We start from the raw sequence: 18,388 nt of genomic DNA on the forward strand, positions 1-18,388 counted from the left end.
GTTCATCAGGCGCGGAACTCATCGAGGCGCGGGAATAAAATCCCATTCAGACGCCGGATAGATTCAAGCAAGCCAACTTGTCGTCAAAATCGGTGTTGCAAAAACGGGAGTGACCATAGATTCCGTTTTCTGAGGCGACCCCCACATAGAGACCTTCCCGGTCATTCACTTTGTAGAGTTTGTCCCTGGGCTTGAGATTGCGCAGCTTGGTATCGGTCAGCATGTACCTTGTCCTTCTTCGTCTCCGATACCCACTCTATTGTAAACAAGACATTTTTATCTTTTATATTCAATGGCTTATTTTCCTGCTAATTGGTAATACCATGAAAAATACCATGCTCAGAAAAGGCTTAACAATATTTTGAAAAATTGCCTACTGAGCGCTGCCGCACAGCTCCATAGGCCGCTTTCCTGGCTTTGCTTCCAGATGTATGCTATTCTGCTCCTGCAGCTAATGGATCACCGCAAACAGGTTACTCGCCTGGGGATTCCCTTTCGACCCGAGCATCCGTATGAGACTCATGCTCGATTATTATTATTATAGAAGCCCCCATGAATAAATCGCTCATCATTTTCGGCATCGTCAACATAACCTCGGACAGTTTCTCCGATGGAGGCCGGTATCTGGCGCCAGACGCAGCCATTGCGCAGGCGCGTAAGCTGATGGCCGAGGGGGCAGATGTGATCGACCTCGGTCCGGCATCCAGCAATCCCGACGCCGCGCCTGTTTCGTCCGACACAGAAATCGCGCGTATCGCGCCGGTGCTGGACGCGCTCAAGGCAGATGGCATTCCCGTCTCGCTCGACAGTTATCAACCCGCGACGCAAGCCTATGCCTTGTCGCGTGGTGTGGCCTATCTCAATGATATTCGCGGTTTTCCAGACGCTGCGTTCTATCCGCAATTGGCGAAATCATCTGCCAAACTCGTCGTTATGCATTCGGTGCAAGACGGGCAGGCAGATCGGCGCGAGGCACCCGCTGGCGACATCATGGATCACATTGCGGCGTTCTTTGACGCGCGCATCGCGGCGCTGACGGGTGCCGGTATCAAACGCAACCGCCTTGTCCTTGATCCCGGCATGGGGTTTTTTCTGGGGGCTGCTCCCGAAACCTCGCTCTCGGTGCTGGCGCGGTTCGATGAATTGCGGCTGCGCTTCGATTTGCCGGTGCTTCTGTCTGTTTCGCGCAAATCCTTTCTGCGCGCGCTCACAGGCCGTGGTCCGGGGGATGTCGGGGCCGCGACACTCGCTGCAGAGCTTGCCGCCGCCGCAGGTGGAGCTGACTTCATCCGCACACACGAGCCGCGCCCCTTGCGCGACGGGCTGGCGGTATTGGCGGCGCTGAAAGAAACCGCAAGAATTCGTTAACTGCACATTCGGGATATTTCTCTATATTCGCGCTTCATCAGAAAACTGAAGGAACCTCCATTGAATCGAACTAATATTTTTTTTGGTGAATCGCATTCTGACTGGTTGCCTGTCAGAGGCGGAGAATCTGGTGATTTTGTTTTTCGACGTGGTGACGGGCATGCCTTCGCGAAAATCGCACCTGCTTCCCGCCGCGGTGAGCTCGCTGGAGAGCGTGACCGCCTCATTTGGCTCAAAGGTCGAGGTGTGGCTTGCCCCGAGGTCATCAACTGGCAGGAGGAACAGGAGGGTGCATGCTTGGTGATAACGGCAATTCCGGGAGTACCGGCGGCTGATCTGTCTGGAGCGGATTTGCTCAAAGCGTGGCCGTCAATGGGGCAGCAACTTGGCGCTGTTCACAGCCTATCGGTTGATCAATGTCCGTTTGAGCGCAGGCTGTCGCGAATGTTCGGACGCGCCGTTGATGTGGTGTCCCGCAATGCCGTCAATCCCGACTTCTTACCGGACGAGGACAAGAGTACGCCGCAGCTCGATCTTTTGGCTCGTGTCGAACGAGAGCTACCGGTGCGGCTCGACCAAGAGCGCACCGATATGGTTGTTTGCCATGGTGATCCCTGCATGCCGAACTTCATGGTGGACCCTAAAACTCTTCAATGCACGGGTCTGATCGACCTTGGGCGGCTCGGAACAGCAGATCGCTATGCCGATTTGGCACTCATGATTGCTAACGCCGAAGAGAACTGGGCAGCGCCAGATGAAGCAGAGCGCGCCTTCGCTGTCCTATTCAATGTATTGGGGATCGAAGCCCCCGACCGCGAACGCCTTGCCTTCTATCTGCGATTGGACCCTCTGACTTGGGGTTGATGTTCATGCCGCCTGTTTTTCCTGCTCATTGGCACGTTTCGCAACCTGTTCTCATTGCGGACACCTTTTCCAGCCTCGTTTGGAAAGTTTCATTGCCAGACGGGACTCCTGCAATCGTCAAGGGATTGAAACCTATAGAAGACATTGCTGATGAACTGCGCGGGGCCGACTATCTGGTATGGCGCAATGGGAGGGGAGCAGTCCGGTTGCTCGGTCGTGAGAACAATCTGATGTTGCTCGAATATGCCGGGGAGCGAATGCTCTCTCACATCGTTGCCGAGCACGGCGACTACCAGGCGACCGAAATTGCAGCGGAACTAATGGCGAAGCTGTATGCCGCATCTGAGGAACCCCTGCCTTCTGCCCTTCTCCCGATCCGGGATCGCTTTGCAGCTTTGTTTCAGCGGGCGCGCGATGATCAAAACGCAGGTTGTCAAACTGACTACGTCCACGCGGCGATTATAGCCGATCAAATGATGAGCAATGCCTCGGAACTGCGTGGGCTACATGGCGATCTGCATCATGAAAACATCATGTTCTCCAGTCGCGGCTGGCTGGTGATAGATCCCGTCGGTCTGGTCGGTGAAGTGGGCTTTGGCGCCGCCAATATGTTCTACGATCCGGCTGACAGAGACGACCTTTGTCTCGATCCTAGACGCATTGCACAGATGGCGGACGCATTCTCTCGTGCGCTGGACGTCGATCCGCGTCGCCTGCTCGACCAGGCGTACGCTTATGGGTGCCTTTCCGCAGCTTGGAACGCGGATGGAGAAGAGGAGCAACGCGATCTAGCTATCGCGGCCGCGATCAAGCAGGTGCGACAGACGTCATACTAGATATCAAGCGACTTCTCCTATCCCCTGGGAACACATCAATCTCACCGGAGAATATCGCTGGCCAAAGCCTTAGCGTAGGATTCCGCCCCTTCCCGCAAACGACCCCAAACAGGAAACGCAGCTGAAACGGGAAGCTCAACACCCACTGACGCATGGGTTGTTCAGGCAGTACTTCATCAACCAGCAAGGCGGCACTTTCGGCCATCCGCCGCGCCCCACAGCTCGGGCAGAAACCGCGACGCTTACAGCTGAAAGCGACCAGGTGCTCGGCGTGGCAAGACTCGCAGCGAACCCGTAGAAAGCCATGCTCCAGCCGCCCGCATTGGAGAAATTCTTCAAATTCCCGTTGCACATAGCCCGGCAATTCCTTTCCCTGCTCTGCCATAAGCGCAGCGAATGCCGGGTAATACTCGTCAACGATCTGATAGAGAAGGGTTTGCTCGGGTCGGTGGCTCTGGTAACGACCAGTATCCCGATCCCGGCTGGCCGTCCTGGCCGCCACATGAGGCATGTTCCGCGTCCTTGCAATACTGTGTTTACATACAGTCTATCGCTTAGCGGAAAGTTCTTTTACCCTCAGCCGAAATGCCTGCCGTTGCTAGACATTGCCAGCCAGTGCCCGTCACTCCGCGGTCTTCACTGCGTGATCGAGTTGATCGACACCCGCCGTGACACGCTCCATGAAGTGCCTGCCTGCGTCTGTTAGCCGAACGCCCCGCGCATGGCGCTCAAATAGCAGGACACCAAGGTTATCCTCCAGCGCTTTCACACGCGCGCTGACGCTCGACTGGCTGATACCAAGTGCCTTGGCCGCATGCCGAAAATTCAGATGCTCGGCGACGGCGATGAACTGAACAAGGGAAATGAGCGGTATCCTGCCAGACAGGATACCGACATTCACGAGGTTTCGATGGTTAGTGCGCCGCATCGGAGCGGGCCTGCTACCAGTCGTCGGTTAGACGACTGGCGACTTCTCGGTGGCAGCCCCACGGAGCCGAAGGAGCACCAGCCCCAACGAAACCAGTACCGCCATCGCCGTGGCGTAACAGATCACGGGCCACGCTGTGTCACCGTTTAAAAGTGCCACCGCCAATGTCCCGACAATGCTGACTATCAGGCTTTGAACGCAGAAGTAGAACGCGACCGCTGATCCCGCGATGTCGTCGAACTCTGCCAAAGCGCCGTTCGCGGTAACGGACACCGTGAAGACAATACCGACCGCGACAACCCACATCGGTAGGATGAAGGTGAGGAATGACGGCGAGCCGTAAAGTTCGCCGATCCCCAACAGGACCGCTCCGCAAACAAGCAACGCCATCCCACGCGCCACGCATCCTGCGATGCCCCATCTGGCGACAAAGGACTTCGCGAAACGGGTTGTCACGATCATTACAAGCGCGACAGTGGCGAAGGCAAAGCTGAATCCGATCTCGGAATATTCCGCTTGGCCTATGAGCACACGGGGAGCCGTCGAGAAGAAGACGAAGTAGGTGCCCATACCGGCGCTAAAGCCGACAGTGTAAACCCAAAAAGCCGGACTCGCGAAGATCGGCAAGACAGATCGGCGCGTCTTGACTTGATCCAGAGGGCGGGTTTCGTGCCACCTGAAACCCGCATTTAGGAGTGCGAGCATCGCCAGTATAGCCAAAGTAATGAATATCGCCTGCCATCCCAAGAACTCGCCGATCAATACTCCGGCGATAGGGCCGAGCGCAGGCACGAACGCCAGCATCGAACTGAAAAGGCCGTAGATGACGACACCCTCAGGACGGTTGGCATAAACGTCGCGAACCGTCGCGAACGTCGCCACCAGCATGGCCGACGCGCCCACTGCTTGAAGTAGACGGAAAGCGACAAAGGCCGGTGCAGTTGAAGACCAAGCTGCTCCCAGAGACGCAATGACGAAAGCCGTTGCGCCCGCAAGTAGAATTGGCCGTCGCCCGATTCTGTCTGAGAGCGGACCAAAAATCACCTGGCCCACGCCGAGCATCACCATATAGAGGCTCAACGTGAGTTGGATCATAGCGGGCGTCGTGTTCAGGATGCCGGGCATCGCTGGAACGACAGGGAGATAAATATCCATCGCCAGTGAAGCGAGGATGTCGAAAGGAGCCATCAGCAGCAGTGCTGCCGGCAGCGTATAGGCCCACGCGGGGCGTGTGGTGGTCATGACGAATCAACCCTCGATTAAGGAATACCGGGCGACGTCTGCTCGTCAGCAATCAGATGAGACTAGCCTTACAGAGCGCCGCAACAACAATACTGGTTGTTGCGGCTTACTTGTCTGCTGACTTGGAATTTCCCATCTGATTACTCCACGCTTACGAATATGAATTGCTACATTTTATCCGATTATCTTTTGCTTCGCAATGGGGTTTTGCGCCCATTTCACCCAAACTTCCCACCAATCATAATTATCTAATTGAATTTAAAATAAAAAAGCATTCATTTAGACAGAATAAAACGAATACTTTTTTTTATCTTCACTTACGCGATTGATAACGTTTTAGTATCAAATCTCGTCATCATCACTTAGTAAGTCGACATCGTCTAAAAGGTTATTTAAATTTGTGATAGCTGCCTTATCTTCAAACGAATAATTACCGCCTAGCAGGATGTGCCCCCATGCTACTGGTGACAGATTAGTCAGAATATCAATGGCTTTTTGATTATTTTCTTTTTCGAATTTATCAACTAAGCCTGATAATAGTGCTGAATTATAGTAAATAACGCAATTTGCTATTAATCTTGCACAGTCATTCCATTGATCTATTTGATAATCATCCCCACCTCGGAATTGATTTCCATTAACAGATGCAATGGCTCTTCTCAACTGATGATAAGCTTCCCCTCTGTTCAGGGCCTGCTGAACAAATTGTCTTAGCGTTTTATTATCAACATAATCGAGAATGTAAATGCATTTGATGATTCGATCATATTCTCTAAGTGCAGCTAATGTCTTATTATTACGTTTTGAATTAGATAATTTTTTTATTACTGTACTTTGCACTGTTGTTTTTCGACTTAAAGAACAAATAATGTGCTGTATGCATTCCCATTCTTGCATAATGAGATTAAAGTTAAACTGTTTTTTAAGCCTAATCATTAATTGCTCATCTTCCAGTTCCACTTCAAACAAACCATCAAATATTTTTTTGAATTTTGCATAACGTGGGGAAAATTGATACCCAAATATATCCAATATTGCAAAATTGACGTTATTGATACCATGATTATCTGTTGCGAGTGATTTTGGTTGTATTTCACTGGCATTATTGTACAACAGGTCAAATGCAAAATGACCTTCATACTCGTTAGGTGAAATGATCGTCGTTGCTAATGGAACATGATTAGATACAAGAGTCATTGCGGAAACCCCTTTTCCCTTTCTAAAGTATTTAGCTGAAAAACGTGCTTTGAATGTATTGATTCGGCAAGTATGCTTTTGCCCATCTACACTTCCAAATGGTGATTTTTCGTTTATCGTCCAATAGTTAAAAATAGAAAGGTCAGCAATAGCATCCGAGATGACTGTATTGGCTTTTTCAGTCGTATCTGGTCGAATAAACATATCATTGACGTCACGTAGTATGCCAATACTTCGGTCTGACGCAGACGCTATTCGGTGAACTCCATAGTTTGCACCGTTACCAAAGATACAAGCAAGAAGATCATTATTATCGGCTTCTAGAGTGTTTTTTCTGGATGAGACAGCATTAAAAACAGACAAAAAACCCGTTTCATTGTTCACAAACTTCATGATATCAATTATTCCAGTGTTTTTTATTTGCCGGTAAATCGGATTATCAATGCTGGTCTTCCACTTTTTACTGGCTAAACTCCATTGTAACCGATTTGACTGTGGCTGCTTTTTGACAAAGTCATTCGCATCTGAATTTATGTTGAGGCTAACATGACTCAGCTTTGTATTAAAATCTATATCTAAATTAGCTAAAGTCTGCTCTATTGGGCTAATCAGTCGTTCAAGCCCTGTTTTTTCTATCAAACTTGATTTATTCTCATTCCATTCCCTAAGCTCTATTAAATCATCTTCTAGTCGTTTATTTTGCTCACTTTCTGACGAGTAAAAAAGGCCATTTTCTAGATTATTGGATACCCGATTGTACATATGGAACTCGAAGCGTTGCGAATTAACAATGCCTTCCTTCACAATGTAGTTTTTCTCAGATGGGTATATTACTCTTAGATCTTTAGTATCGAGCTTACCCTTACCCTTAAGATCATTCCTACTTGTAGTCATCTGCTGTCCAATAACCGACGTTTCTTTGTCATAGACAATATCAATAGCCATAAAAAGCTTTCTGATTGAATTTGCGACCTTAAGGTGATGACTATCAATATATGGCACTGTTGCAAATAACCACGAATGGTAAGCTGAAGACTGTTTTAGCTAAAGGTGCAGCATATGAATCCTTTCCATGGTCGGCATTTTCAGGGCGAAATCATTCTTTGGGCTGTGCGCTGGTATTGTAAATATGGCATTAGCTATCGTGAACTGCAGGAAATGCTGGCCGAACGGGGTGTGAATGTTGATCACACGACTATTTACCGTTGGGTTCAACGTTATGCTCCTGAAATAGAAAAACGTTTACGCTGGTATTGGCGTAATCCTACAGATCTGAGCTCGTGGCATATTGATGAAACCTATGTAAAAGTGAATGGACGATGGTCTTATCTGTATCGTGCAGTCGATCAACGTGGCGATACCATTGATTTTTATCTTTCTTCTAGACGTAATACCAAATCAGCATATTGTTTTCTTGGAAAAATTTTAAATAATGTGAAGAAGTGGCAAATTCCACAAGTGATCAACACGGATAAAGCACCCACATATGGACGTGCTTTATCACGGTTAAAACGGGAAGGTAAATGTCCACCAGACCTTGAGCACAGGCAGATTAAGTATAAAAATAACGTGATTGAATGTGATCATGGCAAGCTAAAGCGGATCATCAGGGCCACATTAGGATTCAAATCTATGAAGACGGCTTATGCCACAATTAAAGGTATTGAAGTCATGCGTGCACTACGTAAAGGACAAGCATCGTCATTTTATTATGGTCAGCCTCAGGGTGAAGTGTGTCTAATCAACAGGGTTTTCGGTCTCTAAGTACTTTTTAAAGGGAACATCATCGACTCAAATCTCTATTTGCAACAGTGCCAAAAAAACCAACTTCAAGTTGGTTTTTCTTTTTTAATCATCAGTGGCGACCTTAACACCATATCCAATTAAACCTGCAAGGCTAGCATAGGCTATTTTGGCATAAATCGAACCCCACCAGACCGTAATTTTACTGGCACCAAATTCCCGAACCGTTTGCCCCATAAAATTAGTGGTTTCATAGAAATTTTTAGCAGAATAACCTAACGCAATATGATCAAGGACAGGGAATAAACTAAAAGCTAAACCTACTGCTGCTGCGGGGAAAGTAAACTCTCTTGATAGACCGAATTTTCCAGTAATAAATACAAGCGATACCACGATAATTAATCTAATGATAGTCCATAGCATCACTGTGAAAGGCAAGTTAAAGATGCCTGCTCCCTGCCACGCAAGACCGCAAACAACTAACACGATAAAGCCTACAACTATCAGGAATAATACAAATTTATCATGATCATCTTTACTCATTAAAAAGTCTTTTATGGTTTGTTATTTTCACTTGCTTATGCCAGGTGAAGTTAGATTCTAGGTGTATTTCTAGGGGTAGTATTAAGATTGCTTTGCAGCTTCATCTTGTGATTAGGAGCATTCAAATTTTCTTCCGGTGCAGTAATCTTTTGCTTCAATAACTGCTCACGGTACTCGCTATAAACTTCAGTTTTATTGCGGGCAGTAAAACGGTGTGCGCTCTGATCTTTAAACTCTGTGAAGTACCGATCTGAATACTTAACAGAAAGTTTTTCAAATGGAATCTCATATTCCATATCATTGATTCGAGCTTTAATCATTGGTTTATCTTTCATCTTGTAGGCATCAAGAACCTTTAATTCTGTTCCCTTCTCAAAGGTTTCTTTCTTAAAGAATCCAGTCTTGATCTGTAACCCTTCCTCAAGTTTGAGAAGCTCACCTTTTGCAATTTTCATACCTCTAATGCTACCGATCTCATCACCTAAAATAGATTTAGATTTAAGATTCGCACGAACCTCGGTAACAATTTCTTCCTTCGTGAATGTACGATTCTCTGAAGTTAAAGCATGTATCTTCGAGTTAATTCCGTATATCTCCCGCTTATCTTCAATATGGTGGCGGTGATCTTGCAGATATGCTTTGATCAATTTTTCTTGCTTGTCTACTAAAGTGAAGTCTGTAGAAAATTCTTTCTTTTCTGATCGTCCTAGAACTTTTTTGAAGTTTTCAAAAGGTGTAACTTCTTTTTCAACAGGATTGTAATTCTGATCATATGAGATTTTCGGCACTGTTGCAAAGTTAGCGATGAGGCAGCCTTTTGTCTTATTCAAAGGCCTTACATTTCAAAAACTCTGCTTACCAGGCGCATTTCGCCCAGGGGATCACCATAATAAAATGCTGAGGCCTGGCCTTTGCGTAGTGCACGCATCACCTCAATACCTTTGATGGTGGCGTAAGCCGTCTTCATGGATTTAAATCCCAGCGTGGCGCCGATTATCCGTTTCAGTTTGCCATGATCGCATTCAATCACGTTGTTCCGGTACTTAATCTGTCGGTGTTCAACGTCAGACGGGCACCGGCCTTCGCGTTTGAGCAGAGCAAGCGCGCGACCATAGGCGGGCGCTTTATCCGTGTTGATGAATCGCGGGATCTGCCACTTCTTCACGTTGTTGAGGATTTTACCTAGAAACCGGTATGCAGCTTTGCTGTTACGACGGGAGGAGAGATAAAAATCGACAGTGCGGCCCCGGCTGTCGACGGCCCGGTACAGATACGCCCAGCGGCCATTGACCTTCACGTAGGTTTCATCCATGTGCCACGGGCAAAGATCGGAAGGGTTACGCCAGTACCAGCGCAGCCGTTTTTCCATTTCAGGCGCATAACGCTGAACCCAGCGGTAAATCGTGGAGTGATCGACATTCACTCCGCGTTCAGCCAGCATCTCCTGCAGCTCACGGTAACTGATGCCGTATTTGCAGTACCAGCGTACGGCCCACAGAATGATGTCACGCTGAAAATGCCGGCCTTTGAATGGGTTCATGTGCAGCTCCATCAGCAAAAGGGGATGATAAGTTTATCACCACCGACTATTTGCAACAGTGCCATATTTTACACCTCTTTGTTGATGAAAACGTCAGTGACAATACGCAATTTGGTGATATTCGCCAAAATGCATTTGCAATGATGTCTAAAGATGAAATTCAGTTAATAAGTCAACATCTTAATAAGAATAGTTTTGATAAAACCCATTATGAGTGGCTATACATTGATACACAATACAGAAAAATTGCGAATACAATGAGGTCACTCTTTCTCGCGATTGATATCGAGTGCGAACCAGGATTACAACTACTATCTTCCCAATTATTAACAGCAAAATCAGAACTTCAAAAAGATAAGCACATTTCTACCGTCGATCAGCGGTTACTGTTAAAAAACGATAAACCTTTTATCCTGATAGATGAACAGGTTAATACTCAACGATTTGAATACTATTTATACCAAAAAGTGGCTCGGATGATTGAGAGTAACAATATTTACATCAATGAAAGCGCCAGCAACAAGCGTTTAGACGATGATCTGATTTCAGCCACCGAGTGGAAAAAAAGCCATGTCATCATTCAAAAAACAGGATTAACTCGGCTCAATACACCGATACAACAAACGCTTTCGGAATTAACGCAAAAACTGAGAGACCAAATGGAGCGAATTGGTCGCAATATCCATGATGGAGCCAATGATTTCGTGACACTTCAACCGCGTTCAAATCAGTTAACATGGAAACTGGCGAATAAACGCTGGAAAGATGACATTGATAATCCCATATATAACCAGCTCCAACATATGGGGATCATTGAAATTATGGACTATGTTCATCAAAAAACGGGTTACTTAGATGCATTTAAAAATATCGCATCAAAAAAGAAAAACACTAAGGCCAAAGAGGGCGATTTACTCGCTTGCATATTTGGAAATGGCTCAAACTATGGTGTTCATCATATGTCATCAATATCAGCTAGAGCCATCGGTGTGCTTAGAGCCGTCAATGATGGTTATATTAGGCCTGAAACAACGAGTGAAGCTAATGATATGATAGCTGATGCTTTAGCAAAACTCCCCATTTTCAAATATTATACGATTAACGAAAGTGCCCCATTTGGTAGTATTGATGGCCAAAAACATGGTTGCCGAATCAATACATTTAAAGCCCGTTTTTCTGCTAAATATTTCCGAAAAAGGAAAGGCGTATCAGCACTCACATTAGTTTCAAATCATGTACCAATAAATACGAAAGTGATTTCAGCCAATGAATATGAGGCTCACCACGCATTCGATTTACTCTATAATAATACCAGCCATATTCAGCCCAAAACATTAGCAACAGACACGCATGGCGTTAACAATGTAAACTTTGCTATCCTTGATCTCTTTGGGTATCAGTTTGCCCCGCGATATGCAAAATTTAAACACGTTTTTAATGAATTGTTTGAGATCGAGTATGATGAAATCCTTTCCCTGAAACTTAAAAAATCGCTCAACTTATCACTCATTCAAGAAGAGTGGGAAAATATTCAATGGATAATTTGTTCATTAAGCCGTAAAACGACGACACAAAGCACGGTGATTACTAAGCTTTCTAACAGTAAGAAAAACAATCGCACCTTAGCGGCTCTTCGTGAATATGACCGAATAATTAAGTGTTTATACGTTCTCGATTATGTTGATGACAAAATGCTCAGGCAGTTTGTCCAACAAGCACTTAATCGGGGTGAGGCTTACCATCAATTACGGCGTGCAATTGCGTCAATTAATGGTAATCAATTCAGAGGTGGCGATGATTACCAGATAGAACAATGGAATGATTGTGCTCGTATCATTGCTAACTGCATTATTTATTATAATTCTGCATTATTATCCAGTTTGATTGAAAAATTTGCGCGTGAAAATAATCAAGAAGCGGTGAATATGATAGCTGAGTTATCACCTGTCGCATGGCAGCATATACAGCTGGCCGGTAATTACACCTTTGGCCTTAAAAAAGATAATATTGTACTGGAAAGATTACTGGAGAATTTAGATCCTCTTATTTCAGAAGAGTCGTTAAGCTTAGCGGCATAGTCTATTAATATTATTAAACTATATATCGGCTGTAGTCCTTGATATCAAAGGGCTACAAGCAAACTTTGGACTTTTCGATGAAATGGGCACACAACCCCAAGCAGGGGATCGTCAATCACTGAATCATCATCCTGACAGTCATTATCCATTTCCAGGCACTCCGCCAATATTAACGCATTTGAAAAAACGGGGGCGAGACGCCATTCATCGTGAAATAGTTCGCAAACTATAAGGCGTTCATTTTCAAGACCGATAGGCCAGTACAAACCATAGTAATCGCCGTTGCCAAAATCAGTTTCAAATAATGGTAGGAAACCATTTGCTGGAAATGGCCCCTGACTAATTTCACTATCATGAATTGTGAATGGTATTTCTGATTTTAATAGTTCCATTTGCTATTCCTGATGAGGTTGTCATTTTTAAGTAATGATAATGCAGTTTTAATTAAAGTCATATTAAGAAGGTTTAATAACCTAATATCTAGACCAACATACAATAAAGGGTATAACCCCATGCCCCGGCGCTCCGCTTGGGGCAAAACCCAGCCCGAGCTCTATCCTCATTGTTCCGCGATAATATGAAAGCCCGCTTGGGTTCGGTGTCATTATTTGGAATCGGCAAGTTCTTCCTGAATGACAGACGCGAGAAAAGAAGAGATAAAAGAGAGAAAAAAAGAGAAAAAATAAGAGGCGGGGGATTCGGTAAATTCAGCGATAAAGTAGGTAAAGAAGGTCTTCAGTGTGGCAGCGGTGGGTTAATTAAATCATATTGTATGTTGGTCTAGATTTGTAATGTTGGAACTGATATCGGTTATGGCATGGCGTATTTCAACAGGGTAAATTTCTCATGCATAGGAAAAAGCAGATCGGTTTGCTGTCATTTCCTGATGCAGCTGATCGTGGTTTAGGTATTATTAATATCTATTATTAAGCGGGCTAATTATCTGATGAAGTTAAATATTGACGCATGCATTTCCTTTCTGGGCAAGAGTGCTTGGTTTTTTGTTATTGGTACAGCGGTGCTGCAAGTGGTAAGTGTCGCCCTGTTTATTTACTCGCTCTTTACCGGCATGGATATAGACAGACTGATTCTGGCTTCCGCAATCTTGTTTGTTGCGGTAGTGCTGTTTGGTATCTCTAAGTATGCAATTAAAATTCGCGCTCTGGATGACGCGGGTGGACCACAAGCCTATTATGACCAACAGATAGAATGGCCGCTAACACAGTTCTATATCGATCTGATAGAAGAGAGTGATGTGAAACCAGAGTTCGACGCCTGGGTTAAAGACAAAGACAAACCTCTGACGCTCGGCCAATTAGATGACGGGTTAGCTAAAGCGATACAAACAGCATATTCATTACCGATGGGGAAGGATTTACCAGATACCCAGATTATTAAACTCATTGTATATCGACATGGAACGCCTGTCTTAAAGTGGATGAGTATTGGTTTCTTCCTCCTGAGTGGAGTGCTCGGCCTTATCCTGCTTAATCCGCAAAACACACTGGCGGAAGGCATTCCATTCATTATGTTCACGCTACTTCTGGCATTGGTTTTTAGGTTTCTGCGGAGCAAGCTTCAAGCAAAAGCACAGGCTATAGTTCTCAACAGACCCCTCACAGTGGAACAGGTAGCAAGTTTAATGACATTAGCGGCCAGATTGAAAGTCCATTCCGAATTTTGCCAGCTCTTACGCAGCCCAGAATGCCCCTGGCACAGTTAAAGAAGCACATACATGGATAGTTGATCACGCCAAAGTTCTAGTTTCCGAACACACTACGTTCCTCGGTTAATCTCAAACCCCGGCTTCATGTGAAATAACGAATTCTTGCATTCCCGCCTGATAATTGTATAAAGTATGGATATATATACAGCCCCCACCACGGTGGGGGGTTAGCACGTTACCCTTTCTCGGGGATTTATTATTATGAACATCGCACAAACCTTCCATCGCCTGGAAGATGACTTGGCGTTGCTCAATCGAGTGCTGGCGGAGAAGTCTCCGCTATATGCACGCGTTTGCGTTATACCGCCAGTGGCCGATGGTGAAGAAAACCTGCCGGTTGCCCGTATTGAACCGATTCTAATGTATGGCGCTCAAGCCATCGAGCAGGCCCAAAAAGCTTACACCGATCTGCATATTAAGGATGGGCTTTCTCAGAAATCGACGCGTCGAACTGCCGGTGTACTTTGGTACGCGGATGACAACCCAGAATTCTCAGCTGAAGTCATGGCGCTGATCACGGCCATTAACTTTAGTAAGCAGTCTATACAGGACCACATCATCAGTGAGTTCGGTAATCAGAATGCGCGCTTTTCTGCACTACATAATGCGTGTCCTGGTGTTATGACTCTACATCTGTACCGCCAAATCCGTGCCTGGCATAATGCCGACCTTCAATCTGTCCGCTTCTCATGGCAACGCAAATCGCTACTGCGGATCCCAGACAAAACTAAATTGCTGGCATCTATGCAAACGGATGTCATTGACAATAGTGCCGTGAGCTTACCTGTCGGTAATCTTGCCCAGAAAATTGCAAATACCCCTCAGGAAAAGTTGCGCCTGCGTCGGCCAGCCAAAATACAGCCTGTGGCAAACATCGTATTTCGTAATGAAGATGGTGCAGCGACTGCCGCATTGAAAACCGTAACCGCTTTGATGCCCTATATTGTCATTCAAGATCAGCGTCTGGATATTAAGCCACTTCAAAACTATGCACCGCGCGATATCCAGCGTAACAGTGACCGCCTGGCAACTGAGGTCATAGGTACTTATCATGGCGAAACCATCGAAGTGCTGCTTGTGTGAGGTATTTTGCTTGGAACAGCAGAAATCAAATAATCAATAATTCGAGATAATCATCATGTTTTTAAGTAAGCTGAAAAATCATATTATCAAGAACCATATTTTGGATGAACAGCGTAAAATCCAAGAAATGAATTATGAGAAATTCAACAGAATTATTGCTGTGGGGCAGTCAATCGGAGGGAGGTCAATACCGTTGCTAATCAATGCCATCGGAAGAAACATTCAAAGTGACTTACTGATAGCGGTAGCTGAAGAAGGTACGGATGCACGCTCTGATGACTTTGTTAACCCATATAAATTCTTTTTCTCAGATATTTTTGATGTACTTGATTATGATGCTCTACAGTCATGTTTAACCCACGAAACGAGCTATGTTGCTGATCTATCTACATCATTAATATTACCTTGTCCTTGGAACTACAATCGTTATGTATCCGCATTATCTTCCATAGGGTTCCATGCGGGAAACCCTTGGGAGCAGGATGAAATGAACTACCGAGTAATGATTTGGCTTCCCTGGAATATAGCTTTTGTATTCGGTGGAAACCATTCAATTACTGCTGGTGTCCTCGCCAATGAAGGCATGATAATTCCAGATACTGTCTACGACATGTCACCATTATTCTCTCAAGTAAAGACCGATGGAAAATTTTGGTACCGGAATGGCACGGTCTTTGACAAAGTAACATGTCATCGCCGTGCTGCATTGTTTGAGCTTGGTAGGATGCTCACATCAGCAACAGAATGAATATGGCAATACTTACTTCGTAACCTTCTGAATCTGCCTCTTTCTTTTTCAGTCCCAATTTCGTCACCTGACGCCTACCCATTACCATAAGCAAACCTTAGGTAATACAGCCTAAGGCCTTTGGTGAGAAAAAGCATGAATTATTTCGAAAGTACGCTTCGCTTAAGGATTTCGTCCTACGACTTATACCGGATACATCAGCATCTGGATTATTTCATTCAGGAACAGTGCAAGGCAAAACTCCCATACTCGTTTTCCATTCAACCGGGCACCGGCAATGATACCTACATCTTGTTGCGCACAGCACAAGCCGTTGGCGTGCCGGGTGAGGTTAAAAAAAGCGTGTATTTTTCAGAAGGGCAGGAAGTCACAATCACAGGGACTATTGCAGCGGTTCGGCGTGAAGTTTTAAACGGCCGCAAGCGTGAAACTTGCCCCCCATCCGAGGAATTGCCGGATTTTGTAAAATACCGCTTAGATCGTGCTGGCTTGACTCCCCACCATGTCGGGGTAAACAAAATGGATAATTTAATCGTAAAAAAGGCTGACCAACCTACGCAAAAAGGGCACAGGATCCATATCCCTGCCTGGGGTCGTCTCAGAAAACGGAAAATAAAGCACGCTAAGCCGGTGGCAGCGGTCGCAATGGCCTAAACTTCCCCGCACCGACCTTGGCGCTGCTGCGCCATAGGTAATCGCCGGTCAGGTTGATGTGCTCCCACCCCAGCGGCGACAGATATTGCAACAATGTGTCGTCCAGCGCCGTGCCGTTGCCACGCAAAGCACTGGTGGCACGCTCCAGATATACCGTGTTCCACAACACGATGGCCGCCGTCACCAGATTGAGGCCGCTGGCCCGGTAGCGCTGCTGCTCAAAACTGCGGTCGCGGATTTCACCCAATCGGTAGAAGAAGACCGCCCTGGCCAGCGCGTTGCGCGCCTCGCCCTTATTCAGCCCCGCATGGACGCGGCGGCGCAGCTCCACGCTTTGCAGCCAATCCAAAATGAACAGCGTGCGCTCGATGCGCCCCAGCTCGCGCAACGCCACGGCCAAGCCGTTCTGGCGCGGGTAGCTGCCGAGTTTGCGCAGCATCAGCGAAGCCGTTACCGTGCCTTGCTTGATGGAGGTGGCCAGCCGCAGAATTTCATCCCAATGGGCGCGTATTTGCTTGATGTTCAGCCTGTCGCTGCTAATCATCGGCTTGAGCGCGTCATAGGCGGCATCGCCCTTGGGGATGAATAGCTTGGTTTCGCCCAAGTCACGGATACGCGGCGCGAAGCGAAATCCCAGCAAATGCATCAAGCCAAACACGTGATCGGTGAAGCCTGCCGTGTCGGTGTAGTGTTCCTCGATGCGCAAGTCCGACTCGTGGTACAGCAGGCCATCAAGCACGTAAGTTGAATCACGAATGCCCACGTTGACCACCTTGGCACTGAAGGGCGCGTACTGGTCGGAGATATGGGTGTAGAAAGTCCGTCCTGGACTGCTTCCATACTTCGGGTTGATATGACCAGTGCTTTCTGCTTTGCTGCCGGTTCTGAAGTTCTGGCCGTCCGACGATGACGTGGTGCCGTCACCCCAGTTGCCGGCGAAGGGTTGCCGAAACTGCGCATTCACCAGCTCGGCCAGCGCCGTCGAATAGGTTTCATCGCGGATGTGCCAGGCTTGCAGCCAAGACAGCTTGGCGTAGGTGGTGCCAGGGCAGGACTCGGCCATTTTGGTCAGACCCAGGTTGATCGCGTCGGCCAGGATCGTCGTCAACAGCAAGGTTTTGTCCTTGGCCGTGTCGCTGGTCTTCAGGTGTGTGAAGTGGCGGGTGAAGCCCGTCCATTCATCGACCTCCATCAGCAACTCGGTGATTTTGAGGTGCGGCAGCAGCATAGCTGTCTGGTCGATCATGGCTTGCGCGGCGTCTGGTACTGCCGCGTCCAGCGGCGTGATCTTCAGGCCTGACGCGGTGGTGATGATGGCATCCGGTAAGTCGTTGGCCGCAGCCATGCGGTTGACTGTGGCGAGTTGCGCCTCCAACAATTCCAACCGGTCATGCAGGTATTGGTCGCAGTCGGTGGCCACTGCCAGCGGCAATTCGCTGGCCAGCTTCAAAGTGGCGAACTTCTCGACCGGCACCAGGTATTCGTCGAAGTCCTTGAACTGGCGAGAACCCTGCACCCAGACATCACCGGAGCGCAGCGCGTTCTTCAGCTCCGACAGGGCGCATAACTCGTAGTAACGCCGGTCGATGCCGTCGTCGGTCAGAACCAGCTTTGCCCAGCGCGGCTTGATGAATGCGGTTGGCGCATCGGCGGGCACCTTGCGCGCGCTGTCGCTGTTCATGCCGCGCAGCATGTCGATGGCATCGAGCACACCCTTGGCGGCGGGCGCTTATCCATAGTATAATGAATAATAGTAGTTAAAGTAGTTTAGGAGGGGGATATTAGGGAGGTTTTTACTTTAAATAAAAATTAACAAGGTCTATAATTTATAGTAGTTA

At 47.0% G+C, this 18,388-nt stretch carries 14 protein-coding genes and 5 pseudogenes; 9 read left to right on the forward strand and 10 right to left on the reverse strand.

Annotation, left to right across the window (positions count from 1 at the left end; genetic code table 11):
- Window positions 1-118: 118 nt before the first annotated feature.
- Window positions 119-223, reverse strand: a pseudogene (locus tag M1E86_RS19960) (Arm DNA-binding domain-containing protein); the annotation flags it as partial.
- A 329-nt stretch (window positions 224-552) separates the two neighbouring features.
- Between M1E86_RS19960 and sul2 the strand changes: the two are divergent.
- Genes sul2 through M1E86_RS19975 form a run of 3 tightly spaced genes read left to right on the forward strand, consistent with a single transcriptional unit; the run spans window position 553 to window position 3,068 of the window.
- Window positions 553-1,368 carry a sulfonamide-resistant dihydropteroate synthase Sul2 gene (sul2, locus tag M1E86_RS19965; protein WP_001043260.1) on the forward strand — a complete coding sequence of 272 codons (816 nt, stop codon included), beginning with the start codon at window positions 553-555 and terminating at the stop codon, window positions 1,366-1,368.
- Between the two features lie 60 nt (window positions 1,369-1,428).
- Complete coding sequence (gene aph(3'')-Ib, locus M1E86_RS19970; protein WP_001082319.1) at window positions 1,429-2,232, forward strand: aminoglycoside O-phosphotransferase APH(3'')-Ib; 804 nt, start codon at window positions 1,429-1,431, stop codon at window positions 2,230-2,232.
- The gene (locus M1E86_RS19975; protein WP_000480968.1) at window positions 2,232-3,068 is read left to right on the forward strand and encodes an aminoglycoside O-phosphotransferase APH(6)-Id; all 837 of its coding nucleotides are present in this window, start codon (window positions 2,232-2,234) and stop codon (window positions 3,066-3,068) included. Before aph(3'')-Ib ends, M1E86_RS19975 begins: the two co-directional genes overlap by 1 nt.
- 106 nt (window positions 3,069-3,174) lie before the next feature.
- On the opposite strand, the pseudogene M1E86_RS19980 reads toward M1E86_RS19975, so the two are convergent.
- The 4 genes and pseudogenes from M1E86_RS19980 to M1E86_RS19995 form a co-directional block, all read right to left on the reverse strand.
- Window positions 3,175-3,579 (reverse strand): annotated as a pseudogene (locus tag M1E86_RS19980) (IS91 family transposase); the annotation flags it as partial.
- A 111-nt stretch (window positions 3,580-3,690) separates the two neighbouring features.
- Window positions 3,691-3,996, reverse strand: a complete 306-nt coding sequence (locus tag M1E86_RS19985) for a LysR family transcriptional regulator (protein ID WP_001255015.1) — start codon at window positions 3,994-3,996, stop codon at window positions 3,691-3,693.
- Between the two features lie 27 nt (window positions 3,997-4,023).
- The gene (gene floR / locus M1E86_RS19990; protein ID WP_000214122.1) at window positions 4,024-5,238 is read right to left on the reverse strand and encodes a chloramphenicol/florfenicol efflux MFS transporter FloR; all 1,215 of its coding nucleotides are present in this window, start codon (window positions 5,236-5,238) and stop codon (window positions 4,024-4,026) included.
- Between the two features lie 342 nt (window positions 5,239-5,580).
- A pseudogene (locus M1E86_RS19995) lies at window positions 5,581-7,431 on the reverse strand (transposase); the annotation flags it as partial.
- Window positions 7,432-7,494: 63 nt separating this feature from the next.
- On the opposite strand from M1E86_RS19995, the gene M1E86_RS20000 reads away from it, so the two are divergent.
- Window positions 7,495-8,199, forward strand: a complete 705-nt coding sequence (locus M1E86_RS20000; RefSeq protein WP_001067784.1) for an IS6-like element IS1006 family transposase — start codon at window positions 7,495-7,497, stop codon at window positions 8,197-8,199.
- Between the two features lie 84 nt (window positions 8,200-8,283).
- Here the strand turns inward: M1E86_RS20000 and M1E86_RS20005 are convergent, their stop codons facing one another.
- The 3 genes from M1E86_RS20005 to M1E86_RS20015 are packed head-to-tail and all read right to left on the reverse strand — an operon-like array spanning window position 8,284 to window position 10,261.
- Window positions 8,284-8,721 (reverse strand): hypothetical protein, encoded by a 438-nt coding sequence (locus M1E86_RS20005; RefSeq protein WP_000030933.1) that lies wholly within the window; start codon window positions 8,719-8,721, stop codon window positions 8,284-8,286.
- A gap of 50 nt (window positions 8,722-8,771) precedes the next feature.
- Complete coding sequence (locus tag M1E86_RS20010) at window positions 8,772-9,551, reverse strand: hypothetical protein (protein ID WP_223307992.1); 780 nt, start codon at window positions 9,549-9,551, stop codon at window positions 8,772-8,774.
- Window positions 9,552-9,556: 5 nt separating this feature from the next.
- The gene (locus tag M1E86_RS20015; protein ID WP_001067855.1) at window positions 9,557-10,261 is read right to left on the reverse strand and encodes an IS6-like element IS26 family transposase; all 705 of its coding nucleotides are present in this window, start codon (window positions 10,259-10,261) and stop codon (window positions 9,557-9,559) included.
- Between the two features lie 65 nt (window positions 10,262-10,326).
- Between M1E86_RS20015 and M1E86_RS20020 the strand changes: the two are divergent.
- A pseudogene (locus M1E86_RS20020) lies at window positions 10,327-12,339 on the forward strand (transposase); the annotation flags it as partial.
- A 44-nt stretch (window positions 12,340-12,383) separates the two neighbouring features.
- Here the strand turns inward: M1E86_RS20020 and M1E86_RS20025 are convergent.
- On the reverse strand, window positions 12,384-12,731 hold the full coding sequence (locus M1E86_RS20025) for a hypothetical protein (protein WP_094963218.1): 348 nt from the start codon (window positions 12,729-12,731) through the stop codon (window positions 12,384-12,386).
- A 554-nt stretch (window positions 12,732-13,285) separates the two neighbouring features.
- Here M1E86_RS20025 and M1E86_RS20030 point away from each other — a divergent pair.
- From M1E86_RS20030 to M1E86_RS20045, 4 genes are all read left to right on the forward strand, one after another.
- On the forward strand, window positions 13,286-14,062 hold the full coding sequence (locus M1E86_RS20030) for a hypothetical protein (RefSeq protein WP_191901246.1): 777 nt from the start codon (window positions 13,286-13,288) through the stop codon (window positions 14,060-14,062).
- Window positions 14,063-14,266: 204 nt separating this feature from the next.
- A complete protein-coding gene (locus M1E86_RS20035) occupies window positions 14,267-15,148 on the forward strand; it encodes a DNA replication terminus site-binding protein (RefSeq protein WP_042849106.1) in 882 nt (293 codons plus the stop codon).
- Between the two features lie 55 nt (window positions 15,149-15,203).
- On the forward strand, window positions 15,204-15,896 hold the full coding sequence (locus M1E86_RS20040) for a DUF6710 family protein (protein WP_191901247.1): 693 nt from the start codon (window positions 15,204-15,206) through the stop codon (window positions 15,894-15,896).
- 135 nt (window positions 15,897-16,031) lie between these two features.
- Window positions 16,032-16,550: a type I-E CRISPR-associated protein Cas6/Cse3/CasE gene (locus M1E86_RS20045; protein ID WP_166268350.1), complete on the forward strand. Its 519-nt coding sequence runs from the start codon at window positions 16,032-16,034 to the stop codon at window positions 16,548-16,550.
- Here M1E86_RS20045 and M1E86_RS20050 read toward each other — a convergent pair.
- Window positions 16,519-18,279 (reverse strand): annotated as a pseudogene (locus tag M1E86_RS20050) (Tn3 family transposase); the annotation flags it as partial. The gene M1E86_RS20045 and the pseudogene M1E86_RS20050 overlap by 32 nt on opposite strands.
- Window positions 18,280-18,388: the final 109 nt, after the last annotated feature.

Origin of the sequence: Providencia sp. PROV200 (genome assembly GCF_049901995.1) — a bacterium.
Lineage (GTDB): Bacteria > Pseudomonadota > Gammaproteobacteria > Enterobacterales > Enterobacteriaceae > Providencia > Providencia rettgeri_E.

What these genes read in the sequence shown, in the direction of transcription:
- M1E86_RS20025 (WP_094963218.1), bottom strand. Translation starts at nt 12,731, where the DNA reads ATGGAACTATTAAAATCAGAAATACCATTCACAATTCATGATAGTGAA.
- M1E86_RS20045 (WP_166268350.1), top strand. Translation starts at nt 16,032, where the DNA reads ATGAATTATTTCGAAAGTACGCTTCGCTTAAGGATTTCGTCCTACGAC.
- M1E86_RS20040 (WP_191901247.1), top strand. Translation starts at nt 15,204, where the DNA reads ATGTTTTTAAGTAAGCTGAAAAATCATATTATCAAGAACCATATTTTG.
- floR (WP_000214122.1), bottom strand. Translation starts at nt 5,238, where the DNA reads ATGACCACCACACGCCCCGCGTGGGCCTATACGCTGCCGGCAGCACTG.
- sul2 (WP_001043260.1), top strand. Translation starts at nt 553, where the DNA reads ATGAATAAATCGCTCATCATTTTCGGCATCGTCAACATAACCTCGGAC.
- M1E86_RS19985 (WP_001255015.1), bottom strand. Translation starts at nt 3,996, where the DNA reads ATGCGGCGCACTAACCATCGAAACCTCGTGAATGTCGGTATCCTGTCT.
- M1E86_RS20000 (WP_001067784.1), top strand. Translation starts at nt 7,495, where the DNA reads ATGAATCCTTTCCATGGTCGGCATTTTCAGGGCGAAATCATTCTTTGG.
- M1E86_RS20015 (WP_001067855.1), bottom strand. Translation starts at nt 10,261, where the DNA reads ATGAACCCATTCAAAGGCCGGCATTTTCAGCGTGACATCATTCTGTGG.
- M1E86_RS19975 (WP_000480968.1), top strand. Translation starts at nt 2,232, where the DNA reads ATGTTCATGCCGCCTGTTTTTCCTGCTCATTGGCACGTTTCGCAACCT.
- M1E86_RS20035 (WP_042849106.1), top strand. Translation starts at nt 14,267, where the DNA reads ATGAACATCGCACAAACCTTCCATCGCCTGGAAGATGACTTGGCGTTG.
- M1E86_RS20030 (WP_191901246.1), top strand. Translation starts at nt 13,286, where the DNA reads ATGAAGTTAAATATTGACGCATGCATTTCCTTTCTGGGCAAGAGTGCT.
- M1E86_RS20005 (WP_000030933.1), bottom strand. Translation starts at nt 8,721, where the DNA reads ATGAGTAAAGATGATCATGATAAATTTGTATTATTCCTGATAGTTGTA.